A 19,217-nucleotide genomic window follows, 5' to 3' on the forward strand; every position below is an offset into this window, starting at 1 on the left:
TGTCTGCGGAAGTTATGGGATGTTAATGCCGTTTTTCAGGGGGCAGGATGGGTAAACTAACGCTGCTGTTGCTGGCTTTATTGGTCTGGCTGCAGTATTCGCTGTGGTTCGGTAAGAACGGCATACATGACTATAGTCGCGTCAACGATGATGTTGCTGCGCAGCAAGCTACGAACGCGAAACTTAAAGCACGTAACGATCAGCTCTTTGCCGAAATTGACGATCTCAATGGCGGACAAGAGGCTATTGAGGAGCGCGCGCGCAACGAACTCAGTATGACTAAGCCGGGCGAAACCTTTTATCGTCTGGTGCCTGACGCGTCTAAACGCGCTCAGACTGCAGGGCAAAACAATCGATAAACCGTCCAGGGATTTAACATGGCAGCCACTTTATTGGACGTTTGCGCCGTGGTGCCGGCTGCCGGGTTTGGCCGCCGAATGCAAACAGAGTGTCCTAAGCAGTACCTCTCTATTGGCAATAAAACCATTCTTGAACACTCGGTTGATGCGCTGCTGGCTCATCCCCGGGTGACGCGAGTCGTTATCGCTATCAGCCCAGGCGACAGCCGCTTTGCCCAACTTCCACTCGCCGCGCATCCGCAAATTACCGTAGTGGATGGCGGCAACGAGCGTGCCGATTCTGTCCTTGCCGGTTTGCATGCCGCAGGTGAGGCCAGTTGGGTACTGGTGCATGACGCCGCGCGTCCGTGTCTGCACCAGGATGATTTAGCCCGTTTGCTGGCAATCAGTGAGACCAGCCGCACCGGCGGGATCCTGGCGGCACCAGTACGCGACACGATGAAGCGCGCGGAGCCGGGCCGAACAGACATTGCCCATACGGTCGATCGCACCGATTTATGGCACGCGTTGACACCGCAGTTTTTCCCTCGCGAGCTGTTACACGACTGCCTGACCCGTGCGCTCCACGAAGGCGCAACCATTACGGATGAGGCCTCGGCGCTGGAATATTGCGGCTTACACCCTCAGCTCGTTGAAGGACGGGCTGATAATATTAAAGTAACGCGTCCAGAGGATTTGGCGCTGGCCGAATTTTATCTGACCCGGACTACCCACCAGGAGAAGACATAATGCGAATTGGACACGGTTTCGACGTACACGCTTTTGGCGGAGAAGGCCCAATTATCATTGGTGGTGTGCGCATCCCGTATGAAAAAGGATTGCTGGCGCATTCTGATGGCGATGTGGCGTTACACGCGCTAACTGATGCTCTGCTGGGCGCGGCTGCGCTGGGGGATATCGGTAAACTCTTCCCTGACACCGACCCGACCTTTAAAGGTGCCGATAGTCGTGAATTATTGCGAGAAGCCTGGCGGCGTATTCAGGCCAAAGGCTATACGCTTGGTAATGTGGATGTGACAATTATTGCTCAGGCGCCGAAGATGCTGCCGCACATTCCGCAAATGCGCGTGTTTATTGCCGAAGATCTCGGCTGCCATATGGATGATGTTAACGTGAAAGCGACCACCACGGAAAAACTCGGTTTTACCGGGCGTGGGGAAGGGATTGCCTGTGAAGCGGTGGCGTTACTCATTAAGGCACCGAAATGACTGTGTTTGACGATCTGACGTATCTCCATGGCAAACCACTGGGCCATGGCGTCCTGAAAGCGAATCCGGAAGACTTTGTTGTCGTCGAAGATTTAGGCTTCGAACCGGATGGCGAAGGCGAGCATGTTTTGGTGCGCATCCTGAAAAACGGTTGTAACACCCGTTTTGTGGCTGACGCGCTGGCGAAATTCCTGAAAATTCACGCCCGTGAAGTGAGCTTTGCCGGGCAGAAAGATAAGCATGCGGTCACGGAACAGTGGCTGTGCGCGCGTGTACCGGGCAATGCAATGCCTGATCTAAGCAAATTTGAGCTCGAAGGCTGTAAAGTTCTGGAGTACGCGCGCCACAAGCGTAAGCTGCGTTTAGGGGCGCTGAAAGGCAACGAATTTACGCTGGTGTTGCGTGAAGTGAGCGAGCGAAATGACGTTGAAGCGCGTTTGCAGGCGATTAGCGAACGCGGCGTACCGAACTATTTTGGCGCTCAGCGTTTTGGTATCGGCGGTAGCAACCTGCAAGGGGCGCTGCGCTGGGCACAAAGCGATGCGCCGGTGCGCGATCGCAATAAACGCAGTTTTTGGTTGTCGGCGGCCCGTAGCGCGTTGTTTAATCAGATAGTCAGTGAACGCTTGAAAAAAACAGACTTTAATCAAGTTGTTGACGGCGATGCGCTACAATTATCCGGACGCGGAAGCTGGTTTGTCGCCACACAGGAAGAACACACTGAATTACAGCGTCGCGTCGATGAGAAAGAATTGATGATCACAGCGGCATTACCGGGCAGCGGTGAGTGGGGAACTCAGCGCGACGCACTGGCGTTTGAAAAAGCCGCTGTTGCTGATGAAACCGCGCTGCAGTCTCTGTTATTGCGCGAGAAAGTCGACGCGTCGCGTCGCGCTATATTGCTGTATCCACAACAATTAAGCTGGAACTGGTGGGATGACGTAACCGTCGAGTTACGCTTTTGGCTACCGGCAGGTAGCTTCGCCACCAGTGTTGTAAGGGAACTTATTAACACAATGGGTGATTATGCGTATATTGCTGAGTAACGATGATGGGGTCCACGCACCCGGTATACAAACGCTGGCGAAAGCGCTGCGTGAGTTTGCTGACGTACAGGTGGTTGCCCCGGATCGTAACCGCAGTGGCGCGTCTAACTCGCTGACGCTGGAATCCTCACTTCGCACCTTTACCTATGATAACGGCGATATCGCCGTACAAATGGGTACGCCCACCGACTGCGTCTATCTGGGCGTGAACGCATTAATGCGTCCGCGTCCGGACATTGTCGTTTCTGGTATTAATGCGGGTCCTAATCTGGGTGATGATGTTATCTATTCCGGTACCGTTGCGGCGGCAATGGAAGGTCGTCATCTGGGGTTCCCGGCGCTGGCTGTTTCACTCGATGGCCATAAACACTACGAGACTGCTGCCGCAGTAACCTGTCGTATCTTACGGGCGCTGAGTCGTGAACCGCTGCGCACCGGTCGCATTTTGAATATCAACGTGCCGGATTTACCACTGGATCAGATTAAAGGTATTCGCGTCACGCGCTGCGGCAGTCGCCATCCGGCGGATCAGGTTATTCCACAGCAGGACCCACGCGGTAATACGCTGTACTGGATCGGGCCACCGGGTGAAAAGTGCGACGCCGGGCCGGATACGGATTTTGCCGCCGTCGATGAAGGCTATGTTTCTATCACGCCGCTGCATGTCGATTTAACCGCATACGGCGCGCATGAAGTGGTTTCTGACTGGTTAGACAGCGTGGGAGTCGACACGCAATGGTAAGCAGACGCGTACACACTCTTCTTGAACAATTACGTGCGCAGGGCATCAGAGATGAGCTTGTCCTCGATGCGCTCGCCGCCGTGCCGCGTGAAAAATTCATTGATGAGGCGTTTGAACATAAGGCCTGGGACAATATTGCCCTGCCGATTGGTCAGGGGCAGACAATTTCGCAGCCTTATATGGTTGCGCGAATGACCGAACTGCTTGAGCTAACGCCGCAGTCTCGGGTGCTGGAAATTGGTACTGGCTCTGGCTACCAGACGGCGATTCTGGCGCACCTGGTGCATCATGTGTGCTCCGTTGAGCGCATTAAAGGTTTGCAATGGCAGGCGCGTCGCCGCCTGAAGCAGCTTGATTTACATAATGTTTCGACCCGTCATGGTGATGGATGGCAAGGCTGGCAGGCGCGAGCTCCGTTTGACGCTATCATTGTAACGGCAGCGCCGCCCGAGATCCCGACCGCATTGATGATGCAACTGGATGAGGGCGGCATTCTCGTCTTACCCGTGGGCGATGAGCACCAGTTTCTGAAGCGGGTGCGTCGTCGGGGAGGCGAATTTATTATCGATACCGTGGAGGCCGTACGTTTCGTTCCCTTAGTGAAAGGGGAGCTTGCGTAGATAGCGCTGCTGAATACCTGGAGTTTTCCTGGTTATTCTCGAAAGAGTAAGCGTATTGTGACGGGGCCTTGCACGGTGATTACGTCACTGGTTTTAACCAATTTTCCTGGGGGATAAATGAGCGCGGGAAGCCACAAATTTACCGTTCGCCGCATTGCGGCATTGTCACTGGTTTCACTATGGCTGGCAGGTTGTTCAAACACCTCGAATCCACCAGCGCCGGTCAGCTCGGTTAACGGTAGTGCATCAACGAACACCAGTTCTGGCATGCTGATTACGCCTCCACCCAAAATGGGCTCGACGTCGACAGTACAGCAGACGCCACAGATCCAGTCGGTGCAGCAACCAACCACACAGCCAACGCAAATCCAGCCTGTTGCTCAACAGCCTGTGCAGATGGAAAACGGTCGTATTGTATACAATCGTAAGTATGGGAATATTCCGAAAGGTAGCTACACGGGCGGCAGTACCTATACTGTTAAGAAAGGCGATACCCTTTTCTATATTGCCTGGATCACCGGGAACGATTTCCGTGACCTCGCACAACGCAATAACGTTCCGGCCCCGTATGGCCTGAATGTCGGTCAAACTCTGCAAGTGGGCAACGCGTCTGGCGCACCGATTACCGGTGGCAATGCCATCACCCAGGCGGATGCAGCACAGCAAGGAGTTGTGACCAACCCTGCACAAAATTCCACCGTTGCTGTTGCTTCGAAACCAACAATTACGTATTCTGAGGATTCAGGTGAACAAAGTGCTAACAAAATGTTGCCGAACAACAAGCCTGCTGGGACTGTGGTCACAGCGCCTGTAACGGCTCCAGCAGTTAGCACAACCGAATCAACTGCAAGCTCAACGTCGACTAGCTCGCCAATCTCTACATGGCGCTGGCCGACTGACGGCAAAGTGATCGAAAACTTTGCAGCTACCGAAGGTGGCAATAAAGGGATCGACATTGCAGGCAGCAAAGGACAGGCTATTGTCGCGACCGCAGATGGACGCGTCGTCTATGCCGGTAATGCGCTGCGTGGTTACGGTAATCTTATTATCATCAAACATAACGATGATTACCTGAGCGCCTACGCCCATAACGATACAATGCTGGTCCGGGAACAACAAGAAATCAAGGCGGGGCAGAAAATAGCTACCATGGGTAGCACCGGAACCAGTTCAACACGCTTGCATTTTGAAATTCGTTACAAGGGGAAATCCGTAAACCCGCTGCGCTATTTACCGCAGCGATAATTAGGCGGAACCAGGCTTTCACGTGCTAGTTCCGTTAGGGATCACGGGTAGGAGCCACCTTTATGAGTCAGAATACGCTGAAAGTTCATGATTTAAATGAAGATGCGGAATTTGATGAGAACGGAGTAGAGGCTTTTGATGAAAAAGCCTTGAGTGAAGAGGAACCCAGTGATAACGACCTGGCTGAAGAAGAGCTGTTATCGCAGGGGGCCACACAGCGTGTGTTGGATGCGACTCAGCTTTACCTTGGTGAGATTGGTTATTCACCACTGTTAACAGCCGAAGAAGAAGTTTATTTTGCGCGTCGCGCACTGCGTGGAGATGTCGCATCTCGCCGTCGCATGATTGAAAGTAACCTGCGTCTGGTGGTGAAAATTGCTCGTCGTTATGGCAATCGTGGTCTGGCATTGCTGGACCTGATTGAAGAGGGCAATTTAGGGCTTATCCGTGCCGTCGAGAAGTTTGACCCGGAACGTGGGTTCCGCTTCTCAACATACGCAACCTGGTGGATTCGCCAGACGATCGAACGGGCGATTATGAACCAAACCCGTACGATCCGACTGCCGATTCACATTGTAAAAGAGCTGAACGTCTATCTGCGTACCGCGCGTGAGTTGTCGCATAAACTGGACCACGAACCGAGTGCAGAAGAGATTGCTGAACAACTGGATAAACCGGTTGATGACGTCAGCCGTATGCTCCGACTCAACGAGCGCATTACCTCGGTAGACACCCCGCTGGGTGGCGATTCCGAAAAAGCGTTGCTGGATATTCTGGCCGATGAAAAGGAAAACGGTCCGGAAGACACCACGCAAGACGATGATATGAAACAGAGCATCGTCAAATGGCTGTTCGAACTGAACGCCAAACAGCGTGAAGTGCTGGCACGTCGTTTTGGTCTGCTGGGGTACGAAGCTGCGACACTGGAAGATGTGGGCCGTGAAATTGGTCTCACTCGTGAACGTGTTCGCCAGATTCAGGTTGAAGGTCTGCGTCGTCTGCGTGAAATTCTGCAGACTCAGGGACTGAATATCGAAGCGCTTTTCCGCGAGTAAGCACAAGTTCTATCAAGAAAGGCCAGTCTCATTGAGACTGGCCTTTTTCTTTAGGGCTACCGCTATCGGGTTCTTTTTACTACACCAGACTTTTCAACCGGTAGATCCACTCCAGCGCCTGGCGAGGCGTTAGCGAATCCGGGTCGAGGTTTTCCAGCGCATCAACGGCGGGTGACGTTTCTTCCGGTACTGACAGCAGCGACATCTGCGTACCGTCGACCTGGGTTGCGGCAACATTTGGCGCAATGCTTTCCAGTTCGCGCAGTTTTTGCCGCGCGCGTTTGATCACCTCTTTCGGTACGCCAGCCAGGGCAGCGACTGCCAGACCATAGCTCTTGCTCGCCGCGCCATCCTGCACGCTGTGCATGAAGGCGATGGTATCGCCGTGCTCTAACGCATCCAGATGCACATTAGCGACACCCTCCATTTTCTCCGGTAACTGCGTCAGTTCGAAGTAATGGGTCGCAAATAAAGTTAATGCTTTGATTTTATTTGCCAGATTTTCTGCGCATGCCCATGCCAGCGACAGGCCGTCGTAGGTGGAGGTGCCGCGTCCAATCTCATCCATCAGCACCAGACTGTTCTCGGTCGCGTTATGCAGAATGTTGGCGGTTTCGGTCATTTCTACCATGAAGGTGGAACGACCTGATGCCAGATCATCCGCCGCGCCCACGCGGGTAAAGATACGATCGATAGGCCCGATCTCGACTTTCTGTGCCGGAACGTAGCTGCCGATATAGGCCAGTAGCGCAATCAACGCCGTCTGGCGCATATAGGTACTTTTACCCCCCATGTTTGGGCCGGTGATGATCAGCATTCGTCGCTGAGGCGAGAGGTTAAGCGGGTTGGCGATAAACGGCTCGGTCAGCACCTGTTCAACCACCGGATGGCGTCCCTCGGTAATACGAATGCCGGGTTTATCGGTGAAGATCGGACAGGTGTAATTCAGGGTATAAGCACGCTCCGCGAGGTTGACCAGCACGTCCAACTCCGCCAGCGCGCTGGCGCTCTGTTGCAAATCAGCCAGGTGTGGCAGCAGCATGTCGAACAGTTCGTCATACAGCTGTTTTTCCAGCGCCAGCGCTTTGCCTTTTGAGGTCAGAACTTTGTCTTCGTACTCTTTCAGTTCCGGAATAATGTAGCGTTCGGCGTTTTTCAATGTCTGGCGGCGTACGTAGTTAATTGGCGCCAGATGACTTTGCCCACGGCTGATCTGAATGTAGTAGCCGTGCACGGCGTTAAATCCTACTTTCAGCGTGTCCAGACCGGTGCGTTCGCGTTCGCGGATTTCCAGTCTGTCGAGGTAGTCCGTGGCGCCATCAGCCAGCGCTCGCCACTCATCAAGCTCTTCATTGTAGCCTGGGGCAATGACGCCGCCGTCACGTACGAGCACCGGCGGAGCTTCCACGACGGCACGTTCCAACAGTTCACGCAGCTTAGTAAACTCACCCATTTTCTCGCGCAGCATCTGCACGGGGGCGCTATCTACGTTTTCCAGCTGTGCGCGCAGTTCGGGTAATTGCTGGAAGGCATGACGCATACGGGCCAGATCGCGCGGGCGCGCAGTACGCAGGGCCAGACGCGCCAGAATACGTTCCAGATCGCCTACCTGACGCAGCACGGGTTGTAATTCGCTGGTGGTATCCTGCAGCGCGCCGATGGTCTGTTGGCGCTCGGTGAGGATTTTGGTGTCGCGGACCGGCATATGCAGCCAGCGCTTGAGCATACGGCTACCCATCGGTGTCACGGTGCAGTCGAGTACTGAAGCCAGCGTGTTTTCCACCCCGCCCGCCAGGTTCTGGGTGATTTCCAGATTGCGGCGTGTGGCGGCGTCCATGATGATGCTGTCCTGCTGACGCTCCATGGTGATGGAACGAATATGCGGCAGCGAGGTGCGTTGGGTATCTTTTACGTATTGCAGCAGACAGCCGGCAGCGCATAACCCGCGTGGGGCGTTTTCCACGCCAAAGCCAATCAGATCCCGCGTGCCGAACTGCAGATTTAACTGCTGACGGGCGGTATCAATTTCAAATTCCCACAGCGGACGACGACGCAGGCCGCGACGTCCCTCTATCAGCGAGGTTTCGGCAAAATCCTCGGCATACAGCAATTCAGCGGGGTTGGTGCGCTGCAATTCCGCGGCCATGGTTTCGCGGTCAGCGGGTTCACTGACACGAAAACGCCCGGAGCTGATATCCAGCGTAGCGTAGCCGTACCCTTTACTGTCTTGCCAGATGGCGGCCAGCAGGTTGTCCTGGCGTTCCTGCAACAACGCTTCATCACTGATGGTGCCTGGTGTGACAATACGTACCACTTTGCGCTCAACCGGGCCTTTGCTGGTCGCCGGATCGCCAATCTGTTCACAAATAGCAACGGACTCACCCTGATTGACCAGCTTGGCGAGGTAGTTTTCTACCGCATGATGAGGAATGCCTGCCATCGGGATTGGCTCGCCCGCAGATGCGCCGCGTTTGGTCAGGGAGATATCAAGCAGCTGAGAGGCGCGTTTCGCATCGTCATAAAACAGTTCGTAAAAGTCGCCCATGCGGTAAAACAGCAGTATTTCCGGGTGCTGAGCCTTCAGCTTGAGATACTGCTGCATCATGGGGGTGTGGGAGTCTAAGTTTTCTATTGTACTCATTGGTTTATGATGTCCATTTTCTTAATTTTTAATGAGTTAGTGATTTTTTGGTTATCATTAAGTTTCACGTTGTCTCATCGAATATCATGAAATCCTACATTTAAAGGTGGGTTAAAGTGTGCCTTGCCAACCTATACCTGGGTAAAATATGGGCATATACAGAGTAACCTACCTTGATGTTCATGATTGCATAAGGTGCATGATAACGGAGTCTTTATGGCAGGAAAACAAGAGGGAAAGCTACTTTCGTTTAAAGCGGTAGAAATGATGAAGCCTGGCGACAAAGATAAGTCCATAAATGGCTCTGAGGTGTCTGTTAAATCCGTAGTGATTCAACCTGTACGACAACCGGGGCGATACCTCAGTCCGGAGGCCATTAGACAGGCCTCGTCGTGAGGATCGAATCTGCTTACAGATGTGGGGTCGATCCATTATTCTGGAATACAATGGTATCAGGACGATGTTTCATGCAATTTATCTGCTGGAGTTCCTCAATGGTATATTCGCGGTACAAGAAATATTGGATTTGGGTACCGTATCTGAGGTTCATTTTCTGAGCCAAGGCAGATACCCGCTGATACACTGCTTTCGTTGAGCAGTGCAGAAGTTGGGATGTGGCAGTAATATTTATTTGTCGGCGTAACGCACAGGCTACGGAAATCTCGGTATGGGTAAGGTTACGTAGCTCCCGCAAAGAATCAATTATGGTGAGTATATGATAGACAGTATATCTTCGGCCTTCATTAATATACCGGATAAACTCCGTTACAGAGGCGGTTCTGGAGATACCCTCCAGTGATGAAAGCACCTTTGATAACATTCCACGGCCTTTTACAAAAATGATAGAATAGCCGTCGGTCAGTTCATTGCAAACACGATGTTTAATATCATGCAAGCTGAAGAAAGATTCAATATCAATAATACATAAGTTCTCTTCGCGCAGGCTATCTATTGGCATCAGCCCTCCCGCAGACCGGGTAAAAAAAATATCATCAGAGAATACGACAAACGACATTGGGAAAAACCTTAACTCTTTGTTTTTAAGAAAAATGAGTCCGGTGCTTTCCTCAAAGGGATACACTGGACAATAAATGATTTACTGATTTTTTTGAGATGAAACTAAGAAATAACAAGAACATCCTCATTCAGACGCTATTTTTTGTCTGACATCATTAGCGTTATCTCTTTTTTATTTAGCATGGAAATAATCCCCTGATCCTTCAGGCTATCCAGGGCACGCGACAAGGTGGATATCGAAATGCCCAGAACCTGGGCCAGTTCTTTCTTACTGATCGGTAACTCAAGGTTGAGATGCTCAAAGCCATACTCTTTATAAGTGCGAGACAACAGTTGCAGGAAATATTGAACCTTCTGCAAGGTATCACTTTTGGTCAATACTGAAATAAATTGCTGTTTTTCCTGCGCCGAACGTGACAGGATCCTGACAATAAAATCTGTAAACCCTGGCATCAGCTGGCTCATTTCGTAGAAATGATCGCTTCTCAGTACGCAAACTTCTATTTCCGTTGCGGCTTGAATATCCTGCTGACTGTACCCGATGTGCAGCTCCTCCACGCCCATCACCTGTCCTGGCAAAACGATCCCCATCAGTTGCCCGCGCGCATCGTAAACCTTAGCGGCCCCGCTACGTAGGGCATACAGCTCGTCTATTTTCTCTCCCCGACGATAAATATATTCACCTCTGGCAATCTTCTTTTTTGTCTCCAGATTGCGGATAAACAATGGATCTTTCTGCCTGAACAGATAGGCGGAGCACAGTTCTGCAAAACCGCACTCTTCACAATTGACACAATTATTTCTTTTCATAGTGAATGTATAACACTATCCCTGTTATTGAATCACACAGTTCATTAAGGGTGATAAGGTATTTGCAATCGTAATATAGTTATTGTCTTTTTTGTCTAAGGAGATAACGTATTCCCCTTCCATCCCAAATATTTTTGTTGTCAGCAGGGTAATGTCTTCCGGCACATTATCGTGAGCCATGATATCTTTTGTCGTCGTATTCATACGATACTGGTTCCCACTGACGTTATGATAGGTAAATGTTATATAACGCGACAATCGATATTGACGCCCCTGATAGTCAATGTTGCCGGAAAGATTAAATACGCCCGTTTCGTTCTTGTTAAATTCAAACGTGATATTTCCTTTGAATAAGAGAGCGTGATCCGAAGCGTCAACATAGGTGATATTCGCAAAGCAGCGTTTGTCAAAATAAACACCCGATCGCAGGCTTAGTTGCCATGTTAACAGACAAATCAACGCGACCACTGCCAGCACTAAGGTTGTCATCAGCTTCATTTTAATTTCCAGTTAAAAGCATAATGGTTCTCACAATAGACAATTTTTGCTGTTGCCTTATCTGTTGGACAATAAGAGTAGAAAAACCGACCATGACTACCGTAAAGAACACTGGGTTGAAAATAAACCATAATCTGCGCGGGTTTCCGGGCGCACTTTAGCTCAAGTTCAGGCTGTAGCTGACGGATAATATTCATGACCTGAGGGTCAACTTCCTCCGATAAATCTTCATAGGCAGTAAATTTGCAGTTCCCGATTTCACCAATACGGTATTCGGCTGCAAAACGCGGTGAACCCTGTTTCTGGCTGAGTATCCAAAGGTTGGCCAGCAGCAAAAACGCGATAGCCGCGATCAGCCAGAGGTTTTTTTTATCCTTCGTTGCCGCCTTACGCAGGGATACCGGAAGAGGTGTGGTACTCACCATTTCTTCATCATTCTGCAGCTCAACGGCGATTTCCGGTGAGAAGTAAAAGCCCACCTTGGGTACGGCTACAATAATTTCCTCAATGAATATTAAGGATGTTAATGTTTTTCTGAGGATACTAATGTACTGGCTCAGCGATGAACTGGAACCCGGATGGCCCGCTTCCTCCCAGACTTTATCCAGAAGATAATCGCGTTCAAGTACCCGGCCTGGCGACGCAATCAGTAACGAAAGAATACGGTTAGCGGTATTTGTTAGCCTTTTACTTTGCTCGTTTCCGGGTTCCTTGACCACAAGTTCCCCGCTCTCGCTATCGTAAATGACTCTATTGGCTATCAAATATTTCATTCGCGTTTTCTTTCGGTAAATTTATACAATATGCATTCTGCGCGGCTGCGATTTCGGGTTATGCCTGGCTTAGTACATCGCAACCAAAGGTCTGAGCACTGCAATATTATGGCTTAGCAGATCGACAATGTCCCGATCCAGACGAAAATTTGACGCCTCTTCCTCCAGAATAATCAATGCTTTTTCGCTGGACATCCCCTGACGATAGGGGCGGTTCTCGGTCATCGCGGTGAAAACATCAGCCACAGCAATAATACGCGAAGGGATATCCAGCGCAGCCGCACCCAGACGAAAAGGATAGCCGCTGCCGTCGAGGCGTTCATGATGTCTTGCCGCCCAGTGTACGATTTCACCCAGCTCCTCAATGGGATGTAGCATCTCCAGCGTCTTATAGCTGTGGCGCTTCATTTGCGCGTACTCGTCCGGCTCCAGCTTTCCCTGCTTCTCGAGGATTTCCAGTGGAATACCCAGCTTGCCAATATCGTGCAGGTACCCCGCGATGCGGATTTTATCCTGGGTGTAGCGATCGCAGCCGTACAGCTCCGCAAGCTTCGCCGCCACGTGAGCCACGCTGGTGCTGTGAGTCTGCGTAAAGCTGCTGTATTTATCGACGATATTCGAAATCAGCAGGCAGACCTCCAGAAAATCATGGTGATCCAGCACCACATCATTGAGCGGGCTGATAACACGCAGCACCTGTTGTAATGAGGGCGAACTCAGGCGAAACCAGAAACCATCCTCATGGCTGGCATCCTGTAGCGCCTCGACCAGGCACGATGGCCATAGTGGGCTACTGGCCAGAAAACCGGATACTATATTATGCCGTTGGGCCACATAGTCACCTTCAATCCCGCGCAGCCACAGCTCAAACTCATCGGCCAGATGCACCAGATGCCAGGTATTTAGCATTGTATTCTGCGTGTAACCCAAGGCATCCGCGTGGCGCGTTTCAAGAATTGCGGTCACTGGCTGTAAAAAACGTACGCCGGACATCATTGAGGCGCCAAGTCGTCCATGCTCTTCAATAAAGGCTTTACCATGGGCGCCACTGAAGGGATGCACTTTGCTCAGCGCCCCGATATTGTGCAACATACCCGCAAGCCAGGCGTTATTGATGGCTGCACTGTCAAAACCGGCTCGATTCCCGAGATACCAGCAAATGAGACCCGTGCGTTGCAAATGATGCACCAGTTCAGGAGAAAGCGGGTGCATAATGCTGTGCAGAAGATCAAGCACGGTTTGAACAGATATTTTCATAAAATCCTTTAAGAGAATTAAATTAAAAACTTACTGTAGCCCGTCTGGGCCACAGTAAAATAGGGGGGTTAATCGTAGCCAAACATTATCTGCGCAGTCGCCACCACGCTACCGGTTGATAATGCTGATGCGTTATAAACTTTGTAATAAGCATGAAGATAAATGTATTGCGTATTGCTTATATCATCATCTTTAGAGATATCTAATATTTGCGAAGCATGTTCCATATTATTACTACTGGATATTTGCACCTCATCATAGTCACCCATAAACATCCGGCTACGAATGGCAATACCTACCCCTCCCGCCGTGGTTTCATCGTTGACCATTATCTGGTAGCTGGTATCCGAACTGACTAAATCATTGCTGGATAACCAGGCCTTAACATTGCGGGTAGACGTTTTAATTCCGGCCAGGTTGCCGCACTTCAGCGGGATCGTGAAATCGGCACCAGCTGCCTTTCCATTTTTTTTCAGGACGCTAAACGGAGCGGGGGGTAATTTCACGCTCATGTCCCGCGTCATATTGCAGGTTGTTTCTTTTGGCTCAAACTGAATCGTCAGCTTCTCATAAGCAATAAAATAATCGGTATTCCAGCTTTTGCGTGCGGTTTCAGACATCATATTGGCCCAGGCTCGATAAGCATATGTTTTGCTGGAAAGGAACGGTGAGCTGGAGCCGCTTCCGGTACCGCTCATCACCGCAGGTATGACCGACAGTGCGCCGCTGGTTGTGGTTTTGGTATAGCTTTCCATGCCCACAGGCGGAGCCGACATTAATTCCGCTCGCAGCGTATATTGTGTCTGATATGACAGAGAGTGAATGCCCACGATACCGCTGACAGTCACTTTGGTATCGCCACTAATGGTGGCCGTTAATTTTATCCAGTAGCTACTTTCACCATCCGCACTGTTGAAATTCAAATAAACAGGAGAACCGTTGAAACCGGTAAAATAATATAAGTGGTCTTGCGCCAGACCACCGATCCCAATATTCCCGTAAGTACAGGTCATGCTACCCGACCAACTGGTGGTATAGGAATATTCCACGACGTTTGAATTCACGAAAGCCGATGAAAGATTTAGCGACTTATCCGATTCTGCGACGCTGGTAAAAAGTATGCCGGAATTACGGCAGGTATCGCCTGTTACACCGCGAGACTGAGCCTGCGACTGTGCTTGTGCAGATAATATTGGGAGTGCAGTCAGTATTATGGCCGTAACCATAAGATAAAATAATTTTTTCATGATTGATTCTGTTAGCTGAGTAAACTGAGTTAGCGACAAATATTTTCAGCATGCTCTGCAGGCTGGGAAATAGTGCAGAATTTTTTAGTCTTGCCTTTGCTGATATTCACTTTCAGGCTGGCGGGAAGCGTCTCTGACTTAATAAAAATCTGACTCCCCTGTGCGACATAGCCGACTTCTTCATTCCCGGCACCGCTGACAACCGCGCCAAACGGCAACTGACCCCCTTCCGCGGTTTGCACATCAAAAGTGAAGAGTCTGCGCGTGTCAGTTTTGTACTTCAGCCAGCTGATACTGCCTTCGTACGGCGCCACATTGAGTAAATTACCTTCAAGGTCGACGTCGCTTTTTTGGGTTCCATCCTGCTCCAGATGGAAATTATTCTGTCGGTACGGTGTCGCGCTGGTGATGAGGGCGATACCTTTGCTGTTGGTGTGTGCGGAGGTATCGCCGTTAACGACCGCGTTCACCACTCCTGGCGCTTCAATAATGACAAAATTACGTCCGTTATGAGGAGACGCCAGCAGCCCACCCTTCCATGCCAGCAGATTGCCGCTGGCACCCAAGCTTAGCTGGCGATATTCACGGGCCAGGGTCGCGCCGCTGTTCATGCTGGTATAGTCATTTTTCCAGCTGGTGTAGAGATCGGCTGCCCGCGAATCGTTGTCACTGTCGTGGCTCAGCATCAGGCTGTAGTCAACATCATGCATATTCCCGCTCATGCTGACGTCAGAAGAGGAATATTTGCCGTTCTGCACGCTGGCATGAGAAGACAGGCTGCCACCGCTGCCGAATATCGACATCGGTATCGTGACAGAAAAATAGAGGTTGTTTTCCGTCTTACCGCGTGAACGCAACGCGCTCACCAGGTCGCCTTCATAATTGGTTTCATAGTCGTAATAGGACTGCGTAACCTCCGAGCGGCGCAGCGAAACCGAGTAGTTGACGCCGTGACTGGCATTGCTCCAGGTCAGGTTGTACTGACGGCTACTTTTCTGACCGCGCCAGTAATCGCGCCAGTAGGCTGAAAGCGACAGTCTTCCAAATTGTTCCCCCAGCGGCTGATTAATATTGGCGCTAAAGGCTTGTTTGCTGTTGATCGTTGAGGTGCCCGTTCCGCCATAATCCTTAATATTGGATTTGGTCAGGATATAATCGCTAAAAGAAGCGTAATCCTGAGTACGGTAATAATACGAAGCCAGCGAAATATTGGTGCGGGTCGGGAAGTATTTACTCCAGGACAGCGCGTATTTTTCTCCGTGGCGACGGCTATCGCCAGGCAGACGATACTGCGACTCCTCCACGGAAGCCGAGAGTGACCCAGCGTAGGGGATGGAAACCGCTCCTCCCAGAAGCAGAGACTGATAATTCTGGCTCCAGATCCCGCCCGCTGACGCGGTGAGGTAGTTATTCACCCCACGTGAATAGCTCACCTGGGTAAAATGGCTGCTATCGTCGATGTTGCGCATGTCCACCGCCCCGACGTTAATCTGATAGTCGCTGCTGCCGGGGCGCTGCATATCCGGGATCGAGGAGAATGGCACAATGAAGCGCTCAATGTTGCCGCCGGTGTTTTTTACCTCGACGGATAAATCGCTGCGTGAGCCGGTAGGCATCAGATCGCGGATGGCAAAGGGACCTGGCGGGACATTGATCTGGTGGATGATATGACCATCCTGGGAGATACTGACCACCGCTGAACTGGTTGCAACACCTTCGATCACCGGCATATAAACGTTTTCGCTGTCCGGTAACATCTGACGACTTTTATTCAGTGTCACCCCACGAAAACGGACCGTGTCAAAATAATCAGACGTCGTATAGCTTCGACCAATGCGCAGTACCGAATCGATTGCCGCAATTGGTTTTTCAACAAAACGCGTGGTATTTATCCAGCTACCTTTGTTCATTGCGCTGTAGCGCATCCACGATGAGCTATCGAGAAAATGCCAGCCATACATGTTTAGTCCGCTGTTCAGCGATAAATACAGATTATCGCTGTCACTATAGCCATTCTGCAGGCCGTGAAAATTGTAATAGTTGAAATTGTAATTGGTATACAGGCCATTAATGCCCTGATCCCATTTTTGCGGTGACACCCAGTTACGGCTATATTCTTTTACGAAAGCCTGAGGTACTTCTAAATCCAAACGCAGTGTGCCGGGTATCAGGGCGCTTTTCCCTCCGTGTAGCAGGGTATTAACGTCGAGCTTTTCAGCGGTGCTTTTATTTACAATATCATCCAGCCCCTGAATATCCAGTAGAGATGCGTCGTCTTTATTAATAAGCAGAGTACCTTTATCGTCATTAGCGACGGAAATATTAAATTTCCCGCGCCAGACGTTATTCACATAAACATCCAAATCATAAGCCCCCGGCGTCATAACCAGCCGAGAATTACTCCAGTCCATATCTGCTGAATTACCTACCAGCAGGCTGCTATTAAAATCCTCCGCCAACGCGCCGTATGAAAATATCGCGAGGCTGACAGAGTGAACTAGCAAACTTATACGAAACAGAGAACTGTTTTTCATCAGAATTGAACCTGGAGTCATTTATCTGGGATATCAGTGGATAGTGCTGAATCTCTTTGCGCCATAATCATCAAGCCAGGTAAGGCGATATTGCCCACCGGACTGAATTTTGCTGGATACCAGCGCGCAGCCAAACGGCGGTATAAACGCAGTCTCAGCCAGTAAATTATCTTTTCGGCTTTGCTTTAGCTCGCCCCCCTGCCATGTCACGACCTGAGGGATGGTCATGTAATATGGCGAATTATTCTTCAAGCAATTTTGACCGCCAGAAGTCGAAACGGTAATTTTCTCCGCCACGCTGCTGTCGAGATCGCTCAGTTGATCCGGACGATAGAACAGTTTTATACGATTGCGAATGGCCACTTGTAGGTAGCTATCACCACTGCCTTCAGGGACGGGAGGGACATCCAGAACGTTAAGCCAGAACACACTTTCGCGGTCTTTTGGCAGCGAATGGGTGTTCATCGCCGAGATTTTCAGAGCCTGTCCGGCGTGTCCGCTCATTTTTACGACCGGAGGCAGCAGAGAAAACGGCACTTTGACTTTCTCCGGCGCGGCGGAAGCATCGCCCTCGTCAATCCAGGACTGCACCAGATGGGTTTGTTCGCTGTCGTTTACCAGTTGCACCGACACAAATTTGGCGCTGGCCGGATAAATAACACGCGTTTCGTTGATCACAACGCTTGCGCTGGCATTCATGGAAATGAACGTAGCCGCAAGAAAAAATATCAGAGTTTTCATAATGTCGTAGAGGAGAGCCGGGGAGACCCCGGCTGAATGAGTTAGTCGTAGCTGAAGGAATAAGTTGCGTCAGTAACTACTTTACCGGTTGTTACGGCCGCGCCACCGTAGTTGTAGTAGTTGGCATACATGGTCAGTGTGACGCCATCTTCGGTGGCAGCGTCAGCGGAACTCAGACCAGTATCGAAAGCGGTATCAAACGGTACGGCAGTGTTACCGTCTTTGGTTAGCGCAATACCCACACCCTCGGCGCCATTGTCGCTGTAGTTTTTCAGGTATTTAGCGTCATCCGACAGGTTGCTGCTGCTGAAAGTGATTTTAAGCGTTTTAGCTTCGTCCGATGCCGCAGAGCAGTTTTTCAGATTCATGGTGAAGTCTTTGGCGTTGGTTTTAACAACACCGGCGGTGGTGCCCATATCACCCACAGCAATAGGGGAAAGGTTTACCGTGAAGTCTGAACCGTTATTGGTCACCACGTTACAGGTGGTATCGGACACTGAACCGTTAAAGGTAATAGTGCCACCCGCTACGCCGGTTGATTCAGCTGCAAATGCAGAGCCGGAAACCATCAATGCCGCTACGATGAATGTTTTGTTAAACATTTGTGTATATCCCATTTTCATAATCAAATTTACTTTTGTCAGTAGCGTGAAACTTTTTCCCTGCTCCCTGGTTCGCGCTACATCATCCCTGGCATCTGAACAGATGTTGATGATTCATTTCACCTTCTCTGGAGTGGCGCATTCGGTTGCAGAACAACATTTCGCGTCACGCTGTAAGGTTGGAATATAAGACCATTGTTTGCATATTTGGTAAATGTAAATATCGATTAAATTATTTTTTTAAGATTAAAACGCTATTTTTAATGTTTTTTATAAATTTATATCATGAGCGAGGGGATGAAGAGGCTAGCGTTAAGAAAGTAATTACTGGTTAGATGATGGACAAAAGCTGCAAATGACGTTTTTGCAGAACAGAGGAATAGGCGAATGAATAAATTAATTAACTAATTGTTATCAAAAGCTTAATAAAATAAACGTGTTAGATACAATTACTGTGTCGGCCCTGGGCTAAAGTGGACTCCCGGGCAGGGCAATCAATCGGGTTATGAACATGCTCAATACCTGTCTGACCGGATGATTGTGCCGCATTGCAGAATATCAGCTTGGCACACCGTCAAATTTCGCCGCTAACTCTGCGCCTGAAAAGTCGCCCGAGCTATAAAATCATCGTTGCATCAATATACAACTGTCGGTGACATTTATTACCGGCGGTCAGAGAGGGAAGGGATTATTGGAAAACCAGAGAGTTATAACGCTGGACGAGCAGGGTAACAATGTTCGCATAATCAGTGAGTTATGGTAGTGTAGGTTAGAATAGGGTTTTTATATTATGAGAGAAAATAATCTTTATTAATCAGCATT

At 50.2% G+C, this 19,217-nt stretch carries 19 protein-coding genes; 8 read left to right on the top strand and 11 right to left on the bottom strand.

Annotation, left to right across the window (positions count from 1 at the left end; translation table 11 throughout):
• Positions 1-47 precede the first annotated feature (47 nt).
• Genes ftsB through OGV93_RS22950 form a run of 6 tightly spaced genes read left to right on the top strand, consistent with a single transcriptional unit; the run spans position 48 to position 3,975 of the window.
• Positions 48-359, top strand: coding sequence for a cell division protein FtsB (gene ftsB / locus OGV93_RS22925; RefSeq protein WP_003034163.1), 312 nt, complete (start codon positions 48-50; stop codon positions 357-359).
• 18 nt (positions 360-377) lie between these two features.
• Entirely contained in the window at positions 378-1,088 is a 711-nt protein-coding gene (gene ispD / locus OGV93_RS22930; protein ID WP_137367380.1) for a 2-C-methyl-D-erythritol 4-phosphate cytidylyltransferase, read from the top strand.
• Positions 1,088-1,567 (top strand): 2-C-methyl-D-erythritol 2,4-cyclodiphosphate synthase, encoded by a 480-nt coding sequence (gene ispF, locus OGV93_RS22935; RefSeq protein ID WP_016154209.1) that lies wholly within the window; start codon positions 1,088-1,090, stop codon positions 1,565-1,567. Before ispD ends, ispF begins: the two co-directional genes overlap by 1 nt.
• Positions 1,564-2,613, top strand: coding sequence for a tRNA pseudouridine(13) synthase TruD (gene truD, locus OGV93_RS22940; protein WP_104651268.1), 1,050 nt, complete (start codon positions 1,564-1,566; stop codon positions 2,611-2,613). The genes ispF and truD overlap by 4 nt, the downstream gene beginning before the upstream one ends.
• The gene (gene surE / locus OGV93_RS22945; RefSeq protein WP_016157332.1) at positions 2,594-3,355 is read left to right on the top strand and encodes a 5'/3'-nucleotidase SurE; all 762 of its coding nucleotides are present in this window, start codon (positions 2,594-2,596) and stop codon (positions 3,353-3,355) included. The genes truD and surE overlap by 20 nt, the downstream gene beginning before the upstream one ends.
• Positions 3,349-3,975, top strand: a complete 627-nt coding sequence (locus OGV93_RS22950; RefSeq protein WP_003034172.1) for a protein-L-isoaspartate(D-aspartate) O-methyltransferase — start codon at positions 3,349-3,351, stop codon at positions 3,973-3,975. The genes surE and OGV93_RS22950 overlap by 7 nt, the downstream gene beginning before the upstream one ends.
• Before the next feature lie 32 nt (positions 3,976-4,007).
• Here the strand turns inward: OGV93_RS22950 and OGV93_RS22955 are convergent, their stop codons facing one another.
• On the bottom strand, positions 4,008-4,235 hold the full coding sequence (locus tag OGV93_RS22955) for a hypothetical protein (RefSeq protein WP_223870215.1): 228 nt from the start codon (positions 4,233-4,235) through the stop codon (positions 4,008-4,010).
• Between OGV93_RS22955 and nlpD the strand changes: the two genes are divergently transcribed.
• Both nlpD and rpoS read left to right on the top strand, forming a co-directional pair.
• On the top strand, positions 4,138-5,220 hold the full coding sequence (gene nlpD / locus OGV93_RS22960) for a murein hydrolase activator NlpD (RefSeq protein WP_230330220.1): 1,083 nt from the start codon (positions 4,138-4,140) through the stop codon (positions 5,218-5,220). The genes OGV93_RS22955 and nlpD overlap by 98 nt on opposite strands.
• Positions 5,221-5,282: 62 nt before the next feature.
• Positions 5,283-6,275 (top strand): RNA polymerase sigma factor RpoS, encoded by a 993-nt coding sequence (rpoS, locus tag OGV93_RS22965; RefSeq protein WP_000081498.1) that lies wholly within the window; start codon positions 5,283-5,285, stop codon positions 6,273-6,275.
• A 79-nt stretch (positions 6,276-6,354) separates the two neighbouring features.
• On the opposite strand, the gene mutS is transcribed toward rpoS, so the two are convergent.
• The 10 genes from mutS to OGV93_RS23015 form a co-directional block, all read right to left on the bottom strand.
• Entirely contained in the window at positions 6,355-8,916 is a 2,562-nt protein-coding gene (gene mutS / locus OGV93_RS22970; RefSeq protein WP_287110223.1) for a DNA mismatch repair protein MutS, read from the bottom strand.
• Positions 8,917-9,325: 409 nt separating this feature from the next.
• Complete coding sequence (locus OGV93_RS22975; RefSeq protein ID WP_103928524.1) at positions 9,326-9,931, bottom strand: hypothetical protein; 606 nt, start codon at positions 9,929-9,931, stop codon at positions 9,326-9,328.
• A gap of 137 nt (positions 9,932-10,068) precedes the next feature.
• On the bottom strand, positions 10,069-10,659 hold the full coding sequence (locus OGV93_RS22980) for a Crp/Fnr family transcriptional regulator (RefSeq protein ID WP_230852523.1): 591 nt from the start codon (positions 10,657-10,659) through the stop codon (positions 10,069-10,071).
• A gap of 108 nt (positions 10,660-10,767) precedes the next feature.
• On the bottom strand, positions 10,768-11,241 hold the full coding sequence (locus OGV93_RS22985) for a FidL-like protein (RefSeq protein WP_047414279.1): 474 nt from the start codon (positions 11,239-11,241) through the stop codon (positions 10,768-10,770).
• The gene (locus OGV93_RS22990) at positions 11,238-12,014 is read right to left on the bottom strand and encodes a winged helix-turn-helix domain-containing protein (RefSeq protein WP_104651270.1); all 777 of its coding nucleotides are present in this window, start codon (positions 12,012-12,014) and stop codon (positions 11,238-11,240) included. The genes OGV93_RS22985 and OGV93_RS22990 overlap by 4 nt, the downstream gene beginning before the upstream one ends.
• Before the next feature lie 69 nt (positions 12,015-12,083).
• Entirely contained in the window at positions 12,084-13,271 is a 1,188-nt protein-coding gene (locus tag OGV93_RS22995; protein ID WP_047414275.1) for an HD-GYP domain-containing protein, read from the bottom strand.
• Positions 13,272-13,339: 68 nt separating this feature from the next.
• Positions 13,340-14,518 carry a fimbrial protein gene (locus OGV93_RS23000; protein WP_287110225.1) on the bottom strand — a complete coding sequence of 393 codons (1,179 nt, stop codon included), beginning with the start codon at positions 14,516-14,518 and terminating at the stop codon, positions 13,340-13,342.
• 29 nt (positions 14,519-14,547) lie between these two features.
• On the bottom strand, positions 14,548-17,052 hold the full coding sequence (locus OGV93_RS23005) for a fimbria/pilus outer membrane usher protein (RefSeq protein WP_284201478.1): 2,505 nt from the start codon (positions 17,050-17,052) through the stop codon (positions 14,548-14,550).
• Positions 17,053-17,085: 33 nt separating this feature from the next.
• The gene (locus OGV93_RS23010; protein WP_242672708.1) at positions 17,086-17,751 is read right to left on the bottom strand and encodes a fimbrial biogenesis chaperone; all 666 of its coding nucleotides are present in this window, start codon (positions 17,749-17,751) and stop codon (positions 17,086-17,088) included.
• Between the two features lie 83 nt (positions 17,752-17,834).
• The gene (locus tag OGV93_RS23015) at positions 17,835-18,395 is read right to left on the bottom strand and encodes a fimbrial protein (RefSeq protein ID WP_047414269.1); all 561 of its coding nucleotides are present in this window, start codon (positions 18,393-18,395) and stop codon (positions 17,835-17,837) included.
• Positions 18,396-19,217 lie beyond the last annotated feature (822 nt).

Source organism: Citrobacter sp. Cb031 (assembly GCF_030336725.1).
GTDB lineage: Bacteria > Pseudomonadota > Gammaproteobacteria > Enterobacterales > Enterobacteriaceae > Citrobacter > Citrobacter braakii.